Source organism: Rouxiella sp. T17, from assembly GCF_036663475.1.
Taxonomy (GTDB): Bacteria; Pseudomonadota; Gammaproteobacteria; order Enterobacterales; family Enterobacteriaceae; genus Rouxiella.
Genome location: NZ_JAWUEA010000007.1, coordinates 84,655 through 106,090 on the forward strand (window position 1 = coordinate 84,655; position 21,436 = coordinate 106,090).

General features: G+C 53.9%; 21 protein-coding genes. 8 read left to right on the forward strand and 13 right to left on the reverse strand.

The window, feature by feature from the left end:
• Positions 1 to 95: 95 nt before the first annotated feature.
• Complete coding sequence (tpiA, locus tag SC206_RS01700; protein ID WP_332733554.1) at positions 96 to 866, reverse strand: triose-phosphate isomerase; 771 nt, start codon at positions 864 to 866, stop codon at positions 96 to 98.
• A gap of 26 nt (positions 867 to 892) precedes the next feature.
• On the opposite strand from tpiA, the gene SC206_RS01705 reads away from it, so the two are divergent.
• Entirely contained in the window at positions 893 to 1,039 is a 147-nt protein-coding gene (locus tag SC206_RS01705) for a hypothetical protein (protein ID WP_332733556.1), read from the forward strand.
• 86 nt (positions 1,040 to 1,125) lie between these two features.
• On the opposite strand, the gene SC206_RS01710 is transcribed toward SC206_RS01705, so the two are convergent.
• From SC206_RS01710 to SC206_RS01730, 5 genes are all read right to left on the reverse strand, one after another.
• Positions 1,126 to 1,728, reverse strand: a complete 603-nt coding sequence (locus tag SC206_RS01710) for a DUF1454 family protein (protein WP_332733558.1) — start codon at positions 1,726 to 1,728, stop codon at positions 1,126 to 1,128.
• A 3-nt stretch (positions 1,729 to 1,731) separates the two neighbouring features.
• Positions 1,732 to 2,478, reverse strand: a complete 747-nt coding sequence (fpr, locus tag SC206_RS01715) for a ferredoxin--NADP(+) reductase (RefSeq protein ID WP_332733560.1) — start codon at positions 2,476 to 2,478, stop codon at positions 1,732 to 1,734.
• Positions 2,479 to 2,595: 117 nt separating this feature from the next.
• Positions 2,596 to 3,606: a class II fructose-bisphosphatase gene (glpX, locus tag SC206_RS01720; RefSeq protein ID WP_332733563.1), complete on the reverse strand. Its 1,011-nt coding sequence runs from the start codon at positions 3,604 to 3,606 to the stop codon at positions 2,596 to 2,598.
• 190 nt (positions 3,607 to 3,796) lie between these two features.
• Positions 3,797 to 5,317 carry a glycerol kinase GlpK gene (glpK, locus tag SC206_RS01725; RefSeq protein WP_332733565.1) on the reverse strand — a complete coding sequence of 507 codons (1,521 nt, stop codon included), beginning with the start codon at positions 5,315 to 5,317 and terminating at the stop codon, positions 3,797 to 3,799.
• Positions 5,318 to 5,359: 42 nt separating this feature from the next.
• Positions 5,360 to 6,208, reverse strand: a complete 849-nt coding sequence (locus SC206_RS01730) for an MIP/aquaporin family protein (protein ID WP_332733567.1) — start codon at positions 6,206 to 6,208, stop codon at positions 5,360 to 5,362.
• 484 nt (positions 6,209 to 6,692) lie between these two features.
• On the opposite strand from SC206_RS01730, the gene zapB reads away from it, so the two are divergent.
• Positions 6,693 to 6,932 carry a cell division protein ZapB gene (gene zapB / locus SC206_RS01735; RefSeq protein WP_332733569.1) on the forward strand — a complete coding sequence of 80 codons (240 nt, stop codon included), beginning with the start codon at positions 6,693 to 6,695 and terminating at the stop codon, positions 6,930 to 6,932.
• A gap of 205 nt (positions 6,933 to 7,137) precedes the next feature.
• Here zapB and rraA read toward each other — a convergent pair whose 3' ends face one another.
• From rraA to priA, 6 genes are all read right to left on the reverse strand, one after another.
• Positions 7,138 to 7,623 carry a ribonuclease E activity regulator RraA gene (gene rraA, locus SC206_RS01740; RefSeq protein ID WP_332733571.1) on the reverse strand — a complete coding sequence of 162 codons (486 nt, stop codon included), beginning with the start codon at positions 7,621 to 7,623 and terminating at the stop codon, positions 7,138 to 7,140.
• A gap of 182 nt (positions 7,624 to 7,805) precedes the next feature.
• Positions 7,806 to 9,140, reverse strand: coding sequence for an HslU--HslV peptidase ATPase subunit (gene hslU, locus SC206_RS01745; RefSeq protein ID WP_332733573.1), 1,335 nt, complete (start codon positions 9,138 to 9,140; stop codon positions 7,806 to 7,808).
• 12 nt (positions 9,141 to 9,152) lie between these two features.
• Positions 9,153 to 9,689, reverse strand: coding sequence for an ATP-dependent protease subunit HslV (gene hslV, locus SC206_RS01750; RefSeq protein WP_332733575.1), 537 nt, complete (start codon positions 9,687 to 9,689; stop codon positions 9,153 to 9,155).
• Between the two features lie 114 nt (positions 9,690 to 9,803).
• Positions 9,804 to 10,748, reverse strand: a complete 945-nt coding sequence (ftsN, locus tag SC206_RS01755; RefSeq protein WP_332733577.1) for a cell division protein FtsN — start codon at positions 10,746 to 10,748, stop codon at positions 9,804 to 9,806.
• 71 nt (positions 10,749 to 10,819) lie between these two features.
• Positions 10,820 to 11,848 carry a DNA-binding transcriptional regulator CytR gene (cytR, locus tag SC206_RS01760; protein WP_332733579.1) on the reverse strand — a complete coding sequence of 343 codons (1,029 nt, stop codon included), beginning with the start codon at positions 11,846 to 11,848 and terminating at the stop codon, positions 10,820 to 10,822.
• Positions 11,849 to 12,092: 244 nt separating this feature from the next.
• Positions 12,093 to 14,288 carry a primosomal protein N' gene (gene priA, locus SC206_RS01765; protein ID WP_332733581.1) on the reverse strand — a complete coding sequence of 732 codons (2,196 nt, stop codon included), beginning with the start codon at positions 14,286 to 14,288 and terminating at the stop codon, positions 12,093 to 12,095.
• 205 nt (positions 14,289 to 14,493) lie between these two features.
• Here priA and rpmE point away from each other — a divergent pair, with 205 nt between their 5' ends.
• The gene (gene rpmE / locus SC206_RS01770) at positions 14,494 to 14,706 is read left to right on the forward strand and encodes a 50S ribosomal protein L31 (RefSeq protein ID WP_072045125.1); all 213 of its coding nucleotides are present in this window, start codon (positions 14,494 to 14,496) and stop codon (positions 14,704 to 14,706) included.
• Between the two features lie 202 nt (positions 14,707 to 14,908).
• Here rpmE and metJ read toward each other — a convergent pair whose 3' ends face one another.
• Complete coding sequence (gene metJ / locus SC206_RS01775) at positions 14,909 to 15,226, reverse strand: met regulon transcriptional regulator MetJ (protein WP_004392248.1); 318 nt, start codon at positions 15,224 to 15,226, stop codon at positions 14,909 to 14,911.
• A 266-nt stretch (positions 15,227 to 15,492) separates the two neighbouring features.
• Here metJ and metB point away from each other — a divergent pair, with 266 nt between their 5' ends.
• The 5 genes from metB to SC206_RS01800 all read left to right on the forward strand — a co-directional run bounded on the left by metB (position 15,493) and on the right by SC206_RS01800 (position 21,400).
• Positions 15,493 to 16,653, forward strand: coding sequence for a cystathionine gamma-synthase (gene metB, locus SC206_RS01780; RefSeq protein WP_332733585.1), 1,161 nt, complete (start codon positions 15,493 to 15,495; stop codon positions 16,651 to 16,653).
• A 3-nt stretch (positions 16,654 to 16,656) separates the two neighbouring features.
• Entirely contained in the window at positions 16,657 to 19,092 is a 2,436-nt protein-coding gene (locus tag SC206_RS01785; RefSeq protein ID WP_332733587.1) for a bifunctional aspartate kinase/homoserine dehydrogenase II, read from the forward strand.
• A gap of 219 nt (positions 19,093 to 19,311) precedes the next feature.
• Positions 19,312 to 20,220 (forward strand): methylenetetrahydrofolate reductase, encoded by a 909-nt coding sequence (gene metF / locus SC206_RS01790; protein WP_332733589.1) that lies wholly within the window; start codon positions 19,312 to 19,314, stop codon positions 20,218 to 20,220.
• Positions 20,221 to 20,897: 677 nt separating this feature from the next.
• Positions 20,898 to 21,149: a YoeB-YefM toxin-antitoxin system antitoxin YefM gene (gene yefM, locus SC206_RS01795; RefSeq protein WP_332733591.1), complete on the forward strand. Its 252-nt coding sequence runs from the start codon at positions 20,898 to 20,900 to the stop codon at positions 21,147 to 21,149.
• Positions 21,146 to 21,400: a Txe/YoeB family addiction module toxin gene (locus SC206_RS01800; RefSeq protein WP_332733594.1), complete on the forward strand. Its 255-nt coding sequence runs from the start codon at positions 21,146 to 21,148 to the stop codon at positions 21,398 to 21,400. Before yefM ends, SC206_RS01800 begins: the two co-directional genes overlap by 4 nt.
• The last annotated feature ends 36 nt before the right edge of the window (positions 21,401 to 21,436 follow it).

A 21,436-nucleotide genomic window follows, 5' to 3' on the forward strand; every position in this document is an offset into this window, starting at 1 on the left:
TGCATCGTTCACATTAAATCGCGCTGAATTTCAGCGATAAAAAAACCCCGCGATATCTGTCGCGGGGTTTTTCGTTATTAACGGCTGGCAGAGGCTTAAGCCTTGGCTTTTGCTTCGGCAGCGGCTTTAACGATCACGGCGAAAGCGTCGGCTTTCAGTGATGCGCCACCGACTAATGCGCCGTCGATGTCTGGCTGTGTGAACAGCTCAGCGGCGTTGCCTGCGTTAACAGAACCGCCGTATTGAATAATAACCTGCTCGGCTACTGCGGCGTCATGCTTGGCGACGTGATCACGAATGAATTTGTGAACCGCCTGCGCCTGCGCTGGAGTGGCTGATTTGCCGGTACCGATCGCCCAGACAGGTTCGTAAGCGATGACCGCGCCTTCGAACGCTTTCGCGCCCAGCGTGTTCAGCACGGCGTCGAGCTGCTTGGCGCAAACGGCTTCAGTTTGACCCGCTTCGTTTTCTGCTTCGGTTTCACCGATGCACAATACGGGAATCAGACCCGCGTCTTTCAACACGCCGAATTTTTTGGCAATAAACTCGTCGCTTTCTTTGTGGTAAGTACGACGCTCGGAATGGCCGATAATGATGTATTGCGCGCCTACATCTTTCAGCATTTCGGCAGAAATTTCACCGGTGAATGCGCCAGACAGGTTAGTGTCAACGTTCTGGGCACCCAGCGCGATGTGGCTGCCTGACAACGCATGTTTAGCCTGAGACAGGTAAACTTCCGGCGGAGCAATGGCAACGCCACAGCCTTCAACAGTGCTCAACTCGGTACGCAAAGCGGCAATCAGATCGTTAACTAACGTGGTGCTTCCGTTCAGTTTCCAGTTACCCATCACTAATGGATGTCGCATTTTATTTCCTCCGTAAGGGGACGCGAGTGTCGATTGAAATTTCTGCCGAATCGGCAGATAAACTGCACAACAGTATAATGATCTACAATGCCGATAGCTTTGCTTTTCGTCAAATCCCCGCCGTATTTGACGCCACAACTTTGTTGGCTTCGCTTATTCACCCGAATCACTGACCAGTGTCAGCTCATCGGGATTCATATGCTTGCCGCCTTGTTCTGACGCCAACGACTTTGGGGATTCAACGTTTAAAAATACTGTATTAGTTAGACAGCGCCAGCTTCACGGGTTCAACGGCCAGCGTCAGGCCTTTTTCGCCGCTGTCTGAAATCACGTAACGCACCGCGCCGACCTGCTGCTGGTAAAACTGCTGGCCTTTGCCTTTGTCGATCAAGCTGTTGACCTTGGCGACGCTCTGGTCGACGGAAAGCGTAGGGTCAAACTCGCGAATAATGTTCGCCATGTAGCTTATTGCCGTGGCGTGCGCGGCTTTCTCTTCTGCACCCTGAATCGGCAAATAAGTGATTTGCATGCTTTTGATTTTGCCGGTGCCTTTCTCCAGCGCGGTAGACGCGTAGAGATCTTCGTTGATTTTGCTGGCGGCGCGAGTCAGCAAAACGGCGTCGGGTTTGTCGGCGATAGCGCGGAATTCGGCGATCGGCTGCGTTGGATTGGCGAGGTTATATTTCTCGCGAAAACTCACCAGCGTCAGCTCGAAAGTGGGCGCGCCGGGCATCAGATAGGGCGCCTTGGGCACCTCTTCCGTGGAGAGACGATCGCGGTCGGGCGGCGGATCGGCAAACGCCGTGCCGCTGCACAAAATAAACAGCAGCAACGCGCCGTTAAAAATTCGAGAATTTTTCATGGCTTACCAATAATGCTCGCTGGTCATGTGGCCCGGTTTGCGGCGCAGGTGTTTGCGCATTTCGCGGGTATCTTTCAGCACCTGCTGGGTATCGCGCACCATCTGCGGATTGCCGCACAGCATGATGTGGCTGTCATTGGCATCCATCTTGACGCCGACGGCGGCCTCGAGCGACCCATCTTCAATCAGCGCCGGTACGCGGCCCGTCAGCGAGCCAGGCGTCTCTTCACGGCTAACGACGGTCTGAATGTGCAATTTGCCGTTGTAGTGCTGTTGGAGCTGCTGCATCTGCGGCAGATAGGAAAGGTCACGCGAGAAGCGTGCGGCGTGAACCAGTACGATATTTTTGAAACGCTCCAGCCCTTTGCCTTCCTGCAGAATCGACAGGAACGGGCCAATCGCCGTGCCGGTCGCCAGCATAAACAGGTTGTCGCACTCGGGAATTTCGTCGATCACGAAAAAGCCCTGCGACTCTTTGGTGATCATAATCTCGGAACCCGGCTGCATCGCGTGAATGCGCGGGCTCAGCTTGCCCTCGGGAACGTTGACCAGATAAAACTCGAGGTTGTCGTTGCTTGGCGCATTAACGAAGGAGTAAGCGCGCGTCACGCGTTCACCGTCAATTTCCAGCGAGAGTTTGGCGTACTGCCCGGCCGTAAAGTTATCGATAGGCGCATTAATTACGATGCTGAACAGGCTCTCCGTCCAGTGCTCCACCTTTGAAACTTTACCCGTTATCCATTCTGCCATCGACTCTCTCCACGTTGATAGGATTGAAACTAGCGTCTGATCTTATTCCATATTTTACCGAAGGATTATCGATTAAATGTTATCAGGCCAGTTCTTTCGCCGACCCGATAGCCAAATTTAGAGAATAAACGGGTGCAGCGCGGCGTCTTTACGGTCGAGATAATGGGTGGAACGAATGCGACGGACGGTGCGAGATTTACCGCGAATCAGCAGCGTTTCGGTGGTCGCGAGATTACCCTGACGGCTAATTCCGGCCAGCAAATCGCCCTGCGTAATGCCGGTGGCCGAGAAAATGACGTTATCGTTGCGCGCCATGTCGTCGAGCGCCAGCACTTTGCCGGTTTCGATGCCCATTTCCGCGCAGCGTGCCTGCTCTTCTTCGCCCAAACGACGATTCTCGGGCGTGTCACCTTTCACATCATGACGTGCCAGCAGGCGGCCCTGCATGTCGCCATCCAGCGCGCGAATCACCGCCGCCGAGATAACGCCTTCCGGCGCGCCGCCGATGCCATACATCACGTCGACTTCGCTCTCAGGTAGGCAGGTCAGAATAGTGGCCGCCACGTCGCCATCGGGGAAGGCGAAGACGCGCACGCCGAGTTTATAAAGTTCTACGATGATTGCGTCGTGGCGCGGTTTCGCAAGAATCGACACCGTCAGTTCGCTTAGCGGTTTGCCGAGACGCGCCGCAATGTTGCGCAGATTATCGGCCAGCGGCAAGTCGAGATTAATCGCCCCTTTCGCGCCCGGGCCAACCACCAGCTTTTCCATGTACATGTCGGGCGCATTGAGGAAGGTGCCTTTATCGCCGACCGCCAGCACTGCCAGCGCGTTGGATTGGCCCATCGCGGTCATTCGCGTGCCTTCAATCGGATCGACCGCGATATCAACGGCATCGCCGTTACCGGTTCCCACTTTCTCGCCGATATACAGCATCGGCGCTTCATCAATTTCGCCTTCGCCAATGACGATTTCACCGGCAATATCGACCTTGTTGAGCATGATGCGCATCGCCTGCACGGCGGCGTTGTCGGCCAGATTTTTATCACCACGGCCTAGCCATTTGTAGCCGGCAAGGGCGGCGGCTTCTGTGACGCGGGAGAACTCGATAGCTAATTCACGTTTCATCGATAAATCCGTTTCAAGAAAATGAGGACGGTGAGCGCAGGCTCATCTTGGGGCTAAAAGTCTACCATAGCGGGGAGGCCAAAAAAGGAAAACTCCCCAGGTGGGGAGTTTGAGTTTCGCGAGTAAAGCGCTTGATGTTCTCCAGTAAAGCGTTTGAATTAACGCCAAAATCGGGCAGTCCGAAAGGGCGTTATTCGTGATCTTCCCATGCGCGCACGCGGGCCACGGCTTTCTGCCAGCCTTTGTAGCGGAAGTTGCGTTCGGTAGTTTCGATTCCCGGACGGAACTCTTTTTCGATCACGGCTTTACTGCGCACTTCGTCAAGATCGTTCCAGAAACCGACGGCCAGACCCGCAAGGAAAGCGGAACCCAGCGCGGTCACTTCGCGCACTTCAGGACGTTCAACGCGGGTGCCAAGAATGTCTGACTGGAACTGCATCAGGAAGTTATTGGCCACCGCGCCGCCGTCAACGCGCAGTGATTTCAGGCGCGTGCCGGAATCGGCCTGCATGGCGTCGATAACATCGCGGGTCTGATAGGCGATGGACTCGAGCGTAGCACGGATAATATGGTTGCTGTTGGCGCCACGGCTCAGGCCGAAAATCGCGCCACGGGCATACGGGTCCCAGTAAGGCGCGCCGAGGCCAGTGAAGGCAGGCACCACGTAAACGCCGTTGGAATCTTTGACTTTGCTGGCAAAATATTCGGAATCGGCAGCATCGTTAATGAGTTTTAACTCGTCGCGCAGCCACTGAATCGACGCGCCGCCCACGAACACGGCACCTTCAAGCGCGTAGTTCACTTCGCCGCGCGGGCCACAGGCAATGGTGGTCAGCAGGCCGTTTTTAGACACCACGGCTTCGGTGCCGGTGTTCATCAACAGGAAGCAGCCGGTGCCGTAAGTATTTTTCGCCATGCCAGGCTGTACGCACAGTTGGCCATAAAGCGCCGCCTGCTGGTCACCGGCGATCCCGGCGATTGGAATACGCGTACCGCCTTTACCACCAATGTTGGTGCGGCCATAAATTTCGGAGGAAGGGCGAACTTCCGGCAGCATCTCGCGCGGAATATCCAGCGCTTCAAGCAGGCGATCGTCCCATTGCAGGCTGTGGATGTTGAACATCATGGTACGCGAGGCGTTGGTGTAATCCGTAATGTGAACACGCCCCTGCGTCATTTTCCATACCAGCCAGGTGTCGACAGTCCCGAACAGCAGCTCGCCTTTGCGCGCACGCTCGCGGGAACCTTCGACGTGATCGAGGATCCATTTCACCTTGGTGCCGGAGAAATACGGGTCAACCACCAGGCCGGTATTGTGGCGAATATACTCTTCCAGCCCTTCTTCTTTCAGCTTTTCACAAATATCGGCGGTACGACGGCACTGCCAGACAATCGCGTTATAAATTGGCTTGCCGGTCTCTTTCTCCCAGACGATGGTGGTTTCGCGCTGGTTGGTAATACCGATACCGGCAATTTGGTCAGAGTTGATGTCAGCTTTTGCCAGCACTTCAACCAGGACAGAGCTTTGAGATGACCAAATTTCCATTGGATCATGCTCAACCCAACCCGCCTTAGGGTAAATCTGGGTGAATTCACGCTGTGAAACGCTAACGATGTTGGCGTCGTGATCGAGCACTACGGCGCGAGAGCTGGTGGTACCCTGGTCCAGTGCAACGATGTACTTTTTGTCGTGAGTTTTATCTGCTGTCATGATTTATGTCCTGCAAAGTGGGCTGTGAATCAGTTAAACCTATCAGGCTTTACGTTCAGATGGCTGTTTGGCAGCCTCTTCTGACGGAGCGGCGGCGGTAATCTGTGGAAGATGATTGCTGATCAGTGCGCGGTAACCCACAGCACCCAGACATGCACCTACCAGCGGCCCGAAGATAGGCACCAGGAAGTAAGGGATTTCGCGTCCACCCGTGAAGGCGACTTTTCCCCAACCGGCGAAGAAGGCGAACAGTTTAGGACCGAAGTCACGCGCCGGATTCAGCGCAAAGCCGGTCAGTGGACCCATAGACGCGCCGATAACGGCGATCAGCAGGCCAATCAGCAGCGGAGCCAATGCGCCGCGCGGAACGCCGTTGCCGTCATCGGTCAGCGCCAGAATCATCGCCATCAGAACGGCGGTAATCACGGCTTCAACCAGAAACGCCTGCAATACGCTAATGTGCGGGTTTGGATAGGTCGAGAAAATCCCGGCCAGATCAAGGCTCGCTACGCTGCCGCGCACCATGTTGTGGCTCTGTTCGAAATCGTAGAAAAGATTGTAGTAAAGGCCGTATACCAGCGCTGCCGCACAGAAGGCGCCTGCTATTTGAGCAACAATGTACGGCAAAACCTTGCGACCGTCGAAGTTGGCGAACAGGCACAGGGCAATGGTAATCGCCGGATTAAGATGCGCACCCGAAATGGCCGCTGTCAGGTAAACCGCCATCGAGACGCCGAGGCCCCAGATGATGCTGATTTCCCACTGTCCGAACGAGGCGCCCGCCAGCTTCAACGCTGCGACGCAACCGGCACCAAAAAAGATAATCAGCCCGGTTCCCAAAAATTCTGCGATGCATTGACCTTTTATTGAGGGATTCATATTTTGGCTCATAGTCGGATCCTGTAAAGGATAGTTGTTAAGGGTAGGGTACTTTTCATTTAGTTTTATTGTTTGGTGTTATTTATTTTAACATCTCATGCAAGATGAGTCTGTGATGTGAATTTATCGTTAACGAGCATAAACGAGAAATACCGAAATCAAAATGTGTGTGGTGTGTCATAAAAATGAGCGAATACGAGTGTTTTTTACAAGTTTGCAAACCATAAAAATGAGTAACTAACGAGAAAAGTAATGGTTTTAGGTATTAAATGGGGCCTAAATTCGGCTTTTGCTGATAGTTACGTCATTTGAATTGCAACAGACTACGTGCACAGCCAGTATGTTGCTAGACAGGGACGGGATGCCTACATACAATCGGGGTTAATTACAGTCGCGGTACGCATTACGTCCGTCGTTGATTGGATTATCGAGCTGCGTCGGGAAGACGTGGCGAGTCATAGAAGATATACGCCTTGCGAACATAAGGGGAATTAACATGTCATTTGAAGTCTTTGAGAAACTTGAAACAAAAGTTCAGCAAGCGATTGATACCATTACTTTACTGCAGATGGAAATCGAAGAGCTGAAAGAGCAGAACAATAACCTGTCACAGCAGGTACAACACGCAAACGGCAACCATGAGTCTCTGGTGCGTGAAAACGCTCACCTGAAAGAAGAGCAGCATGTGTGGCAAGAACGCCTGAGATCCTTACTGGGAAAAATGGAAGAAGTCTAAATCCACGGCATCTTTCAAGCTGCAGATGCGTTGACTGCCTGCTTTCACCCCAGTCACTTACTTGTGTAAGCTTCTGGGGACTCGCTTAGTTGTCGCCTTCCTGCAACTCGAAATATTTGCGGATTAGGAACAGTCCATTATTCAAAATGAAAAAGACGCGCATTGGCGTCTTTTTTATTGTCTTCAGTTTGTTCGAAACTGACGATTATTCGATGTCGAGCGGGTCTTCGGAGAGGATGATGCCAGTGTTGTCGGCATACAAATGGTCGCCGGAGAAGAAGGTGACGCCGCCGAAGTTGACGCGGATGTCGCTCTCGCCGATGCCTTCGCTCGCTGCGCCTGCCGGAATGGCGGCCATCGCCTGGATGCCGATATCCAACTCTTCGAGGTCGTCGACCTGACGAACCGCGCCGTAAATGACCATTCCTTCCCACTCGTTTTGCAGCGCAAGGTTGGCTAAGCCAGCGTCAATCAGTGCGCGACGAACGGAACCGCCGCCGTCGACCAGCAACACGCGGCCACGGCCGTTTTCTTCAAGCAAGTCATAGAGCAAGCCATTATCTTCGAAGCATTTCACGGTCGTGATCTGTCCGCCAAATGAAGTACGTCCACCAAAGTTGGAGAACAGCGGTTCAACGACATTCACTTCTTCATGATAAATGTCGCATAGTTCTGAAGTATCGTATTTCATAGGATTCAATCTGGTTGCTCGCGTGTGCTGTAAGTATATCCCTTTCTGACGGATGTTGGCAAAATCATCAATTTTCAGCATAAATAGCCTATTTATTGAGCGTTGCGTGTAAGTGACGGGCAGAAAGGGGGCAAAAAAAGGAGGCCGAAGCCTCCCTGATAACGATGACGTGAACCGCGCGATTACAGAATAAAGCGGCTCAGGTCTTCGTCGGCCACCAGTGCATCGAGGTGGTTGCGAACATATTCGGCGTCGATGGAAATTGACACGCCGTTGCTTTCGCTGGCGTCGTAGGAGATATCTTCCATCAGACGCTCAAGCACGGTATGCAGACGACGCGCACCGATGTTCTCGGTGGTTTCGTTTACCTGCCACGCGGCTTCGGCGATACGACGAATACCGTCGGTGGTGAAGTCGATGGTCACGCCTTCGGTTTGCATCAGCGCCTGATACTGGCGGGTCAGCGACGCGCTCGGCTCAGTCAGAATGCGCTCGAAGTCTTCGGTCGACAGCGCCTGCAGCTCAACGCGAATCGGCAGACGACCCTGCAATTCAGGGATAAGGTCCGACGGGTTCGACGTCTGGAATGCGCCGGAAGCGATAAACAGAATGTGGTCGGTTTTCACCATGCCGTGCTTGGTTGAAACCGTACAGCCTTCCACCAGCGGCAGCAGGTCGCGCTGCACGCCTTCACGAGAGACGTCCGGGCCTGAACTCTGGCCGCCACGCTTACAGATTTTGTCGATTTCGTCGATAAACACGATACCGTGCTGCTCAACGGCTTCGATAGCCTGCTCTTTCAGCTCTTCCGGATTCACCAGCTTGGCAGCTTCTTCATCAATCAGCAGCTTGTAGGCTTCCTTGATTTTCAGCTTGCGCGCTTTCTGTTTCTGACCGGCCATATTCTGGAACATTGACTGCAGCTGGTTGGTCATCTCTTCCATGCCTGGAGGGGCCATGATTTCAACGCCCGCGCCGCCATCGGCCAGATTGATTTCGATCTCTTTATCGTCCAGCTGGCCTTCACGCAGTTTTTTGCGGAAAGACTGACGCGCGGTAGAAGGCTCTTTCGCTTCTTCTGGCTGGCCCCAGTTGTTTTTAGCTGGCGGCACCAGGACGTCGAGAATGCGCTCTTCGGCCATCTCTTCGGCGCGGTAGCGGTTCTTCTCGATAGACTGCTGACGCACCATTTTAATGGCAGAATCAGTCAGATCACGAATGATGGAGTCGACTTCTTTACCCACATAACCCACTTCCGTGAATTTAGTGGCTTCAACCTTGATGAAAGGCGCGTTGGCCAGTTTCGCCAGACGACGGGCGATTTCGGTTTTACCGACACCGGTCGGGCCGATCATCAGAATGTTTTTAGGCGTGACTTCGTGGCGCAGCGTTTCTTCAAGCTGCATGCGACGCCAGCGGTTACGCAGGGCAATCGCCACGGCGCGCTTGGCTTTATCTTGACCGATGATATAGCCGTCTAATTCGCTGACAATCTCGCGTGGGGTCATTTCAGACATAATATTCGATCCTTACGCTTGGGATTGCTTAGGCAATTCCAGGAAATTGAGGTTGTGGTTGGTGTAAATGCAGATATCACCGGCAATATTCAGCGATTTTTCAGCAATTTCACGCGCGCTCAGGTCGGTGTTCTCCAGCAGGGCAGTCGCCGCTGCCTGGGCAAATGCACCGCCTGAACCAATGGCGATTAACCCGTTATCTTGGCGAATGACATCGCCGTTGCCGCTAATCAGCAGCGAGTCGGTTTCATCGGCCACGACCAGCAGCGCTTCGAGACGACGCAGCATACGATCGGTACGCCAGTCTTTTGCCAGCTCGACGGCGGCCTTGGTCAAATGTCCCTGATGCATCTCGAGTTTGCGCTCAAACAGCTCAAACAGCGTAAAGGCATCGGCTGTACCGCCGGCAAAGCCCGCGATCACTTTATCTTTGAAGAAGGTACGTACTTTAACGACGTTACCCTTCATTACGGTGTTACCCATTGTGGCCTGGCCATCGCCACCTACCACCACGTGGCCATTACGGCGCACACATACAATTGTTGTCACGAGCTGTTCCTCGTCGCAGACGGAAGAGATCCCGGCGGCGTTATGGAGCCCTGTTCAGGTTCCATAACGTCGCGGGCCATATTGATTGTATAGATTGGGGAGGATTATGGGTTTTCAACCCCCGACGGGGACGGGAATACAGCCTGCGATGCCAGAACCTTTCAAACGAGACAGCGTGCCGTCGGCACCCGAGCGATTATTGTACGGCCCGATGACCACGCGATTCCAGCCACCGTTTGAGGTGACACGGCTCTCGAAGCCTTCAAACGCCAGCTTGGCGCGCACGGACTCGGCCTGTTCGCTGCCACGGAAAGAGCCACACTGCACGATAAAGCGCTGGGATTTCTCCTGCTCTTTCGGTTTCTCTTTTTCCGGAGCATTCTGAGCTACGTTTTGCTGCGGTTGAGATTGCTGCGGCAACATGTGCTGCTGTTGCGTCGGCTGCGGTTTTTCGCGTTCCGGCCTGGCCTGGGTAATCATCGGCTGCTGCTGAACAGGTTTTGGCTTCGGCTGAACCTGCACCGGTGCTAGCTGAGCGGTTTGCGGCGCTCTCACCGGCTGCTGCATAAACGTCGGCTGACTGGTTAACGGCTTCGACACGGGCGCGGTGCGCGCAGCCTGCGTCGGATCGTTATACGGCACCTCGTTAAGATGCGTCGGCGTCTGGCGCATGTCGGCCTGCATCTGCTCAAGCAACTGTTTTTGCTCTGGCGTCAGCTGGGTTTTAGACGATACATCGCCGCCAGAAGTCGGCTCGGTGGGGGTTTGCACGCCCATCTGTCGATTCTCCAGCTCTTTGATGTAACGCCAGCGCTCTTCCGGTTTTGGCGGCAAGCCATTGCCCGGACGGGTCGCGTGGGAAGGCAGAATTTCCGCCGCCTCTTCCATTTTTTTGTGAGTGATAAAGTAAAGGCCACCGATAAATACCACGACGACGGCGACGGCAATCGCCACCATTGTTTTGGAAACCATCGGGGAACTGCTTTTCTTTTTACGGCTGGTACTGGTCTTCCGCCGTGCTCCTGAGCGTCCACGGCTCACATAGTCTTTTTGGGCCACTATCGTTTCGCTGTGTCGTTATGATTAAAGAAGTACGTCATTTTACAGGATCCTGAAAACTTGACTGTTAGTTAGCGCTTGGGTGCAGCGGTGCTGCCGCGAATAACCAGTTCACTTTCGAGCAGGCGTGAACCGCTTTCTACCGGATTACCGTTAAGTTGATCCAGCAATAATAACATGGCTTCCCGGCCTATCTGGAACCTGGGTTGCGCCACCGTGGTGAGCGGCGGGTCGTAAAACTGACTGATTTTTATATCGTCGAAACCAACAATAGACAAATCCTGCGGGATGCGCAGCCCTAATTTTTTCGCCTCACACATCGCGCCGATCGCCATGATGTCGTTATGGCAGAAAATCGCGGTGGGCGGTTTTGGCTGACTCATCAGCGTAGACAGCGCCTGCGCGCCCGATTCGTAGCTGAAATCGCCGTGGGCAATGTACTGGCTTTCCACGGTTTGCCCGTTGCGACGCAGCGCCTGAATATACCCTTGCAGGCGATATTGGCAAAGCGGCATGGAGTCGGGACCGGCGATACAGGCAATGCGCTGATGCCCGAGTCCCAGCAGATAATGCACGGCCTCGTAGGCGGCGGTCAGGTTGTCGATGTGAACCGTTGGCAGCTCAAGTTCCGGCGCGAATTCGTTGCCCATCACCATCGGCGGCAGGTTACGTTGCTCTTCTTTGCTGGCGTCAAACGGCAGGTTGGAACCCAGCAGCAGCATGCCGTCAATCTGCTTGGTAATGATCAGATTGATAAAGGTTTTTTCCTGCTGATTTTGCTGCGCGCAGTCGCCTATCAGCACCAGATAACCATGCTCGGCGGCGGTGCGTTCTATCCCCTGAATCACGTCGGCGAAAAAGGGATCGCAGATGTCGGGGATGATCACCAGAATCGTGCGGGATTCGTTACGCTTGAGGTTGCGGGACAGAGAGTGGGGCGAATAGCCAACGGCCATCACCGCCTGTTCAACCCGCTGACGGGTTGGCGCAGAAACCTTTTCAGGATTCATCAGCGCGCGCGACACCGTGGCGGTCGAAACCCCGGCCATTTCCGCTACATCTTTCATGGTAGCGGTAGGAATTACTCTGTTCTGATCCAACGCATCTCTCCTTGCACCTGCATCAAACTGACACGACATCATGGACGTAAATTTTTATAAGGTTGTTTGCAGCATCCGTGCAAATTTTTTTATTGAGCTCACAGGCTACGAGAACTTTGCGTAGCTCATCACATTCTAAACAGAATGTGACTAGGATTAATTACTTAATTGCATAAAAAATGTGACTTATGCTGTTTTTTCGCGCTATGCCGCAAAATTTAAGACTCGCGCCTTAGTTAACCGATTAGTTATCGATCGGATCAACGTCGAGCGTCCATTTGACCTTCTTGGCCTGCGGCAAACTGCCGATCAGCGGCAGCGAGCTTTTAATCAGCTGTTGCAGCACTTTTCGCGACGGATGCTGGAGCAGCAACTGCCAGCGGAATCGCCCGCTGCGCTTGGCCTGAAGCGCCGGAACCGGGCCGAGAATCCACAGGGAATCGTCTTTCAGCGGGCTGGCTTCAAGCAGGTTGCGCAGCTGCTGTAAAAACAGCGATGCCTGACGATTGTCGTGATCTTCCGAACGGAATAAAACGTGGCTGGTAAACGGCGGCAAAAACACGCTTTGACGCTCGGCCAGCGTCTGTTTTGAAAAGGCGTCATAGCCTTTCTGCAATAATACCTGCAACAGCGGGTGGTCAGGATGGTGAGTTTGCAGCACCACCTCGCCCTGCTTGCCCGCGCGCCCCGCACGGCCAGAAACCTGAGTGTAAAGCTGCGCAAAACGCTCTGCCGAACGAAAATCGGCGGAGAACAGCGCGCCGTCGACATCCAGCAGCGACACCAGCGTGACGTCGGGGAAGTGGTGACCTTTCGCCAGCATCTGCGTACCAATTAAAATCCTCGCGCCCCCGCGATGCACCTCCGCCAGATGCTGCTCCAGCGAGCCTTTACGGCTGGTGGTGTCGCGATCAATGCGGGTAATCGGCGTGTCGGGGAACAGCGGCGCCAGCTCGCTTTCGAGCTGTTCAGTGCCGACGCCGACGGAAACCAGCTGGGTCGAGCCGCACTGCGGACACTGATGCGGCACCGCGCGCTGGCTGTCGCAGTGGTGACAACGCAGCTGACGCTGATGCTGGTGGAAGGTGTAATAGTGGTCGCAGCGCTGACATTCGGCAATCCAGCCACATTCGTGACACAGCAGCGCGGGCGAATAACCGCGTCGATTCAGAAACAGCATCACCTGATTATCCGCTTTCAGGTGTTGATGCATGCGCTGGATAAGCGGCTGCGACAGCCCAACTTTCAGCGGTAATCCTTTGATATCCAAAAGATGCTGGGTTGCCGCCGTGGCATTGCCCGCGCGTTTGGTCAGTGTCAGCTGGCGATATTTTCCGAGCTGCACGTTGTGTAAAGTTTCAAGCGCGGGCGTGGCAGAACCCATTACAATCGGAATATTTTCCGCATGCGCTCTGAACACCGCCAAATCGCGAGCGTGGTAGCGCCAGCCTTCCTGCTGTTTATAGGAGCTGTCGTGCTCTTCGTCGATAATAATGACGCCGAGCCGCGCGAAAGGGGTAAATAAGGAAGAGCGCGTGCCGATCACTATGCCCGCCTCGCCGTTACGCGCGCGCAGCCAGACGGCGAGGCGCTCGCTGTCGTTAAGACCCGAGTGCAGCACGTCGACGGGCGCGCTGAAACGTTCGCGGAAACGGGCGATAGTTTGCGGCGTCAGGCCGATTTCCGGCACCATCACCAGCGCCTGTCGGCCCTGCGCTAAAATATTTTCCAGCACGCTGAGATAGACTTCGGTTTTGCCCGAACCCGTAATCCCGGCCAGCAGCCACGCGGAAAACTGCTGATCTTCACTGCGAATCGCGCCCACGGCGGTTGCCTGCTCGGTATTGAGCCGCAAACGCTCGCCGATGACGCTGAAATTGTCGCGCCAATCCTGCGTTTCAGGCGCGACGCTTTGCAGCTCCGCCAGCCCTTTGGCGCGCAACGCCTGAAGCGCCGCTTCGTTTAATTCGAGATTACTGACCTGATGGCGATAAATAGAGCCCTGCATCAGCGCCGCCATCGCCTGTTGCTGCTTGGGCGCGCGTTTCAGGCTGTCGAGCGGCGTGGCGCGACCCTGTTCGGTAGCAAACCATTGCCACAGCGGAGCGAGCTCGGCGGGTTTTCCCTGACGCAGCAGAACGGGCAGGGCGTGGAGCAGCACTTCGCCCAGCGGGAAATGATAATAATCGGCGGCCCAGTGCAGCACGCGCCACAAATCGCGCGTATAAAGGCTGCTGCTGTCGAGCACCTCCGCCACCGGTTTGAGCTTTTCAATCGGAAAATCGCTGCTGTCGCTGACGCCGATAACAATGCCGACCGCCTCGCGTTTACCAAAGGGCACGCTGACCCGACAACCGGCCGCCACCTGCATTCCGGCGGGCAGTAAATAGTCGAAGGTACGATGAAGCGGTACGGGTAAAGCAACGTGGGCAACGGGCATTTTCAATCCAGACTATAAAAAAACGACGAGATAGTGTACACTGTGTGACTCGGAATGCATGAACATGATTGCGCGAACACTTTTTATTCTGTATGATTCGCCGCCTTTGATGCATTCCGTATCAGAGAACTTAATCATTAACACTACGTGTGGTGTCTGACGGCAGCAAGGTTGGATAGCGACACGGCCTAACCGAGGTTTTCTCATGAAACAAGGTATTCACCCTAAATACGAAGTTGTTACTGCTAACTGTTCTTGCGGTAACGTTATCAAGATCGGCTCTACTGTTGGTCACGATCTGAACCTGGACGTTTGTGGCGAATGTCACCCGTTCTACACTGGTAAGCAGCGTGAAGTGACTACCGGTGGCCGCGTTGACCGCTTTAACAAGCGTTTCAGCGTACCGAGCAGCAAATAAGCTTAGCTCGAAAGTAAAAAAAGGCGCCGATGGCGCCTTTTTTAATGCCTGAATTTCAGAGAAAACAAATTCTGGCGCTCTTTCTATTTAATGCTTAATACTTTCGACAACACGCAATACTTCTCAATACTTCCAACAGCAACTCAATACTTCAGCGTCTCAATTGACGAGCTCGTGAAATTCTTCAGCTCATCAAATCAGCTTAATATTCCCAGGTATCGGGATCTACGCCTAATTCACGCATGAGGATTTTGGCGGCTTCCGGAATTTCATCACTGCGTTCTTTGCGCAGGTCTTCATCGTTTGGCAGCGGCTGGCCCGTAAAGGCGTGCAGGAAAGCTTCGCACAGCAATTCGCTGTTTGTGGCGTGGCGCAGGTTATTAACCTGGCGGCGCGTGCGCTCATCCGTCAAAATCTTCAATACTTTCAGAGGAATGGAAACCGTAATCTTTTTAACTTGTTCGCTTTTCTTACCGTGTTCAGCGTAAGGGCTGACATATTCGCCGTTCCACTCAGCCATGGGACACCTTAAATTTATCAAATAAAAATAAAATTCTGAAAACCCGGAGATTATGCCCGATTTCCGCAGATCTCACTATAGCCGTCGTCCTGAACCTTGCAGGGTGAGAATAAAGAACCATACCGCCATAATTTTAGCGGTTATTATCACAATGCTCAATCTATACGCAAAGAAGTTTAGATGTCCAGATGTATTGACGTCTATCCCGCTAACGATTAATCTTTATTCCCTTAACTTTTCATTCATCCCGGCAGGGAGCAATTATTATGACGCTTAAGCAAGGCACCATCGCAGTTAGCAGTGGACTCAACATCGACGAGCAGTACGGTTGCGTCGTTCCGCCTATCACGCTCTCCAGCACTTATAATTTCGCCGATTTTAACCAGCCAAGAGCTCACGACTATTCACGCCGCGGAAATCCGACCCGTGATGTCGTTCAGCGCGCGCTGGCCGATCTGGAGGGTGGCGCGGGTGCAGTGCTGACCAGCAGCGGGATGTCTGCGATTCATTTGGTCTGTACCGTGTTCCTCAAGCCGGGCGATCTGCTGGTGGCGCCGCACGATTGCTACGGCGGCAGCTATCGTTTATTCGACAGCCTGAGCAAGCGCGGAGCCTATCGCGTGCTGTTTGTCGATCAGGGAGACCCGATTGCCCTGCGTGAAGCTCTGGCGCAGCAACCCAAGTTAGTGCTGATTGAAACGCCGAGCAACCCTTTGCTGCGCGTGGTCGATATTAAAGCGATTTGTGATGCGGCCCACGAAGCTGGCGCGCTGGCCGTGGTAGATAACACCTTCCTGAGCCCGGTGCTGCAACAGCCGTTGAAGCTCGGTGCCGATCTCGTCGTCCATTCCTGCACCAAATATCTGAATGGTCATTCCGACGTGGTTGCCGGAACCGTGATTTCCAAAACGGCCGAGCATGCGACCGAGCTGGCGTGGTGGGGCAATAACATCGGCGTGACCGGTGCCGCTTTTGATAGCTATCTGCTGCTGCGCGGCCTGCGTACCGTTGGCGTGCGCGTTAAACAACAGCAGGAAAATGCACTCGCGATTGTTGCTTATTTACAGAAACAATCGTTGGTTAAAAAGCTGTATCATCCTTCCTTGCCGGAAAATCAGGGCCACGAGATTGCCCGTCGTCAGCAAAGCGGTTTTGGCGCGATGGTCAGTTTCGAATTCAACGGAGACGAGGCAACGCTGCGTCATTTCCTGGCTGAATTGAAGCTGTTCACGCTGGCCGAATCACTCGGCGGCGTCGAAAGCCTGATTTCACATACCGCGACCATGACCCACGCGGGCATGTCTCCGGAAGCACGTACTGCCGCAGGGATCTCCGACAGCCTGCTCCGAGTGTCTGTCGGTCTTGAAGATAGCGAAGATTTAATTGCCGATCTGGAACAGGCTTTCCAGTCGGCGGCAAAGAGGTAAGTAATGAGTGCGATAGCGGTTGCAGCGCCGGCAGGAAGTCGGCAGTTACACAAATTTGGCGGTAGCAGTCTGGCCGATGCGAAGTGTTATCTTCGCGTGGCCGGTATCATGGCCGAATACGGTAATCCTGGCGATATTATGGTGGTCTCTGCCGCAGGCAGCACGACTAACCAACTGATTAGCTGGCTGAAACTCAGCCAGAGCGACAGAATATCCGCCCATCAGGTGCAGCAGGCGCTGCGCCGTTATCAGAGCGATTTGATTACCGGCCTGCTTCCCGCCGAAATGGCTGAACCGCTGATCGCCTCCTTTATTCACGACCTTGAACGTCTGGCCGTGCTGCTTGACGGCAAAATCACCGACGCGATTTATGCCGAAGTGGTTGGGCAGGGCGAAGTCTGGTCGGCGCGTCTGATGTCGGCGCTGCTGTCGACCATGGATCTGCCTTCCGCCTGGCTCGATGCCCGCGATTTCCTGCGTGCGGAACGCGCGGCGCAGCCTCAGGTCGACGAAGGCCGCTCTTATCCGCTGCTGCAACAGCTGCTTTCGCAGCATCCGCATCAATATTTAGTAGTAACCGGTTTTATCTCGCGTAATAACGCGGGCGAAACCGTGCTGCTTGGCCGTAACGGCAGCGACTATTCCGCCACGCAGATTGGCGCACTGGCGGGCGTGCATCGCGTGACTATCTGGAGCGACGTCGCGGGCGTGTACAGCGCTGACCCGCGCAAGGTCAAAGATGCCTGCCTGCTGCCGCTGCTGCGCCTCGATGAAGCCAGCGAGCTGGCACGATTGGCCGCGCCGGTGCTGCACACCCGCACCTTGCAGCCCGTGTCCAACAGTGATATCGACCTCCAGCTGCGTTGCAGTTATCAGCCCGAGCAGGGTTCAACGCGCATCGAACGCGTGCTGGCATCCGGTTCCGGCGCGAAAATCGTCACCAGCCACGATGATATCTGTTTGATTGAAGTAGATATCGCCGCCGGTCACGATTTTGCCCACGCACATAAAGAAGTTGAGCTGCTGCTCAAACGCGCGCAGATCAAACCGCTGGCGATTGGCGTGCACGCCGACCGCAATCAGCTGCAACTTTGCTACACCTCCGAAGTGGTGAACAGCGCGTTGAGCGTGCTGGAAGAGGCCGCGCTGCCGGGCCGTTTAACGCTGCGAGAAGGTTTGGCGCTGGTCGCGATGGTCGGCGCAGGCGTGTGTAAAAATCCGCTGCATAGCCACCGTTTCTATCAGGAATTAAAAGATCAGCCGGTGGAATTTGTCTGGCAGGCCGAAGATGACATCAGCCTCGTCGCTGTTTTGCGCGTCGGCCCAACCGAAAATCTGGTGCAAGGTTTGCACAAAACCCTGTTCCGCGCCGAGAAACGTATCGGCCTGATGCTGTTCGGCAAAGGCAATATCGGCTCGCGCTGGCTTGAGCTTTTCTCCCGCGAGCAGAAAAATATTTCCGCCCGCAGCGGCTTTGAATTCGTGCTGGCCGGCGTGGTCGACAGCAAACGCAGCCTGCTGAGCTACGACGGACTCGACGCCAGCCGCGCGTTGGCTTTCTACAATGATGAAGCGCGCGAACACGACGAAGAGTCGCTGTTCCTGTGGATGCGCGCCCATCCTTTCGACGATTTAGTGGTGCTCGACGTTACCGCCAGCGCCGATCTCGCCGATCAGTATCTGGATTTCGCCAGCTACGGTTTCCACGTGATCAGCGCCAACAAGGTCGCGGGCGCATCTAACAGCAACAAGTATCGCCAAATTCGCGATGCCTTCGCTAAAACGGGCAGCCATTGGCTTTATAACGCCACCGTCGGCGCGGGTTTGCCTATCAACCATACCGTGCGTGATCTGCGCGAAAGCGGCGACAGCATTCTGGCGATCAGCGGCATCTTCTCCGGCACGCTGTCGTGGTTGTTCTTGCAGTTTGACGGCACGCAGCCGTTTACCGAGCTGGTGGATCTCGCCTGGCAGCAAGGCCTGACCGAACCCGATCCGCGCGTCGACCTCTCCGGTCAGGACGTCATGCGCAAGCTGGTGATTCTGGCGCGCGAGGCGGGGTACGACATCGAGCCTAATCAGGTGCGCGTCGAATCGCTGGTGCCGGAAGGTTGCATTAACGGCTCCGTGGATCAGTTCTTTGAATGTGGCGAAGCGCTTAACGAGCAAATGTTGCAGCGTCTCGAAGCCGCCAAAGAGATGGGATTAGTGCTGCGTTACGTGGCGCGTTTCGACGCCAACGGAAAAGCGCGCGTCGGCGTTGAAGCCGTGCGCGAAGATCATCCGCTGGCTTCTCTGCTGCCGTGTGACAACGTTTTCGCCATCGAAAGCCGCTGGTATCGCGATAACCCGTTAGTCATCCGTGGACCCGGCGCAGGCCGTGATGTCACCGCCGGTGCTATTCAATCTGACCTTAACCGCTTGACCCAGCTGCTTTAATTTTTTCCCCCTGCGCATTCACGCCGCAGGGGGAATTTTCATCTCTCCCGCCAACATGAAATTCTCTCAATTTGATTGAAAATTAATCATCATCCGTCATGCTTTTGCTGTTGACTATTTAACCAAAATCGCGCATTTTACATCCATACGTTTAGACGTCTAGACGCTTATTAGTTGGCAATGATAACTAAAACGATGTGATGCAAGAGGTAGGGATCGATGAGTTTTTTCCACGCCAATCAGCGCGAAGCGTTGAACCAGAACCTGGCCGAATTACAGGGTCAGATTAACGTTTCCTTCGAGTTTTTCCCGCCACGTACCAGCGAAATGGAAGATACGTTGTGGAAATCGATCGACCGCCTGAGCAGCCTCAAACCGAAATTTGTTTCTGTCACCTACGGCGCCAACTCGGGCGAGCGCGACCGCACGCACAGCATTATCAAAGGCATTAAAGAGCGAACTGGCCTTGAAGCCGCGCCACATCTGACCTGTATCGACGCCTCGCCTGCCGAGCTGCGCGAAATTGCGCAAGATTACTGGCAGAGCGGCATTCGCCACATCGTTGCCTTGCGCGGCGATTTGCCACCTAATAGCGGCAAGCCGGACATGTACGCCACTGACTTAGTGCGTCTGTTGAAAGACGTTGGCGATTTCGATATTTCCGTAGCGGCTTATCCCGAGGTTCACCCCGAAGCAAAAAGCGCGCAGGCTGATTTGATCAACCTGAAGCGCAAGATTGAAGCCGGTGCCAATCGCGCGATCACGCAATTTTTCTTCGACGTAGAGAGTTACCTGCGTTTTCGCGACCGCTGCGCATCGGCCGGAATCGACGTAGAAATCGTGCCGGGCATCCTGCCTGTTTCCAATTTCAAGCAGCTGCAACGTTTCGCCAAAATGACCAACGTGCGCGTGCCAAACTGGATGACCAGCATGTTTGAAGGACTGGATGAAGACCCCGAAACCCGCAAAATGGTCGGCGCCAACGTCGCAATGGACATGGTAAAAATCTTGAGCCGCGAAGGCGTGAAAGATTTCCATTTTTATACGCTGAATCGCGCCGAAATGAGTTATGCCATCTGCCACACTCTCGGCGTTCGCCCCGAAATACCGGCATCTTTCGCGCTGTAGCGGCGTTGGCTTTCCTCTCTTGCCCTAGTCACTTACTTGTGTAAGCTCCTAGGAACAAGCTCGGTTGCCGCCTTGCTACAACGCGAAATCTACGCGGTATTTGATACCGGCATCTTTCGCGCTGTAACGGCGTTGGCCGCTCTCGTTCACCCCGGTCACTTACTTGTGTAAGTTCCCGCGGATTCTCTCATTTGCCGCCTTGCTACAACGCGAAATCTACGCGGTATTTAATACTGGCATCTTTCGCGCTGTAACGGCGTTGGCTTCCCTCTCTTGCCCTAGTCACTTACTTGTGTAAGCTCCTAGGGACAAGCTCGGTTGCCGCCTTGCTACAACGCGAAATCTACGCGGTATTTAATACCGGCATCTTTCGCGCTGTAGCGGCGTTGGCTTCCCTCTCTTGCCCTAGTCACTTACTTGTGTAAGTTCCCGGGGATTCTCTCATTTGCCGCCTTGCTACAACGCGAAATCTACGCGGTATTTGATACCGGCATCTTTCGCGCTGTAACGGCGTTGGCCGCTTTCGTTCACTCCGGTCACTGCTCATAAAACCTAGCCTTGAAAAGCTGTTTTTTTTTGTTTTCAAAATCATTTGAAAAAGAGGGTTGTACAAATTACTGTCAGTTGTACTAATTTTAGTACAATGAGTGAAACGTGAAAGCAGAGAAGAGGTAAATATGAGAACAATAAGTTATAGCGAAGCACGTCAAAACCTGTCGGCTACGATGGTTCAAACGGTTGAAGATCGTGCGCCAATCCTAATCACTCGACAAAATGGAGCGCCTTGCGTGTTGATGTCTCTGGAAGAATATGAATCCCTGGAAGAAACGGCTTATCTGCTACGTTCACCTGCAAACGCCAAACATTTGATGAATTCTATAGAGGAGCTGAGATCGGGCAAAGGTATCGAAAGAGAACTTGATGAATGAAAATCACGTTCTCAAGCCACTCGTGGAGTGACTATCTTTATTGGCAGCAAACGGATAAAAAAATACTTAAACGAATAAATGAATTAATTAAAGATATTCAAAGAACGCCTTTTGAAGGAAGAGGTAAACTGGAACCGCTAAAGCATAATCTTGCAGGATTCTGGTCACGAAGGATTACCGAAGAGCACCGGCTTGTGTACGAGATTTTAGATAACAACGTGTTGATAGCTGCTTGCCGTTATCACTATTAAAAAGCCAGCTCCTGATGAGCTGGCTTTTTAATAGTA

What these genes read in the sequence shown, in the direction of transcription:
- SC206_RS01785 (WP_332733587.1), top strand. Translation starts at nt 16,657, where the DNA reads ATGAGTGCGATAGCGGTTGCAGCGCCGGCAGGAAGTCGGCAGTTACAC.
- zapB (WP_332733569.1), top strand. Translation starts at nt 6,693, where the DNA reads ATGTCATTTGAAGTCTTTGAGAAACTTGAAACAAAAGTTCAGCAAGCG.
- rpmE (WP_072045125.1), top strand. Translation starts at nt 14,494, where the DNA reads ATGAAACAAGGTATTCACCCTAAATACGAAGTTGTTACTGCTAACTGT.
- glpK (WP_332733565.1), bottom strand. Translation starts at nt 5,317, where the DNA reads ATGACAGCAGATAAAACTCACGACAAAAAGTACATCGTTGCACTGGAC.
- yefM (WP_332733591.1), top strand. Translation starts at nt 20,898, where the DNA reads ATGAGAACAATAAGTTATAGCGAAGCACGTCAAAACCTGTCGGCTACG.
- SC206_RS01710 (WP_332733558.1), bottom strand. Translation starts at nt 1,728, where the DNA reads ATGAAAAATTCTCGAATTTTTAACGGCGCGTTGCTGCTGTTTATTTTG.
- SC206_RS01800 (WP_332733594.1), top strand. Translation starts at nt 21,146, where the DNA reads ATGAAAATCACGTTCTCAAGCCACTCGTGGAGTGACTATCTTTATTGG.
- metJ (WP_004392248.1), bottom strand. Translation starts at nt 15,226, where the DNA reads ATGGCTGAGTGGAACGGCGAATATGTCAGCCCTTACGCTGAACACGGT.
- glpX (WP_332733563.1), bottom strand. Translation starts at nt 3,606, where the DNA reads ATGAAACGTGAATTAGCTATCGAGTTCTCCCGCGTCACAGAAGCCGCC.
- metF (WP_332733589.1), top strand. Translation starts at nt 19,312, where the DNA reads ATGAGTTTTTTCCACGCCAATCAGCGCGAAGCGTTGAACCAGAACCTG.
- rraA (WP_332733571.1), bottom strand. Translation starts at nt 7,623, where the DNA reads ATGAAATACGATACTTCAGAACTATGCGACATTTATCATGAAGAAGTG.
- fpr (WP_332733560.1), bottom strand. Translation starts at nt 2,478, where the DNA reads ATGGCAGAATGGATAACGGGTAAAGTTTCAAAGGTGGAGCACTGGACG.
- hslU (WP_332733573.1), bottom strand. Translation starts at nt 9,140, where the DNA reads ATGTCTGAAATGACCCCACGCGAGATTGTCAGCGAATTAGACGGCTAT.
- SC206_RS01730 (WP_332733567.1), bottom strand. Translation starts at nt 6,208, where the DNA reads ATGAGCCAAAATATGAATCCCTCAATAAAAGGTCAATGCATCGCAGAA.
- tpiA (WP_332733554.1), bottom strand. Translation starts at nt 866, where the DNA reads ATGCGACATCCATTAGTGATGGGTAACTGGAAACTGAACGGAAGCACC.
- metB (WP_332733585.1), top strand. Translation starts at nt 15,493, where the DNA reads ATGACGCTTAAGCAAGGCACCATCGCAGTTAGCAGTGGACTCAACATC.
- priA (WP_332733581.1), bottom strand. Translation starts at nt 14,288, where the DNA reads ATGCCCGTTGCCCACGTTGCTTTACCCGTACCGCTTCATCGTACCTTC.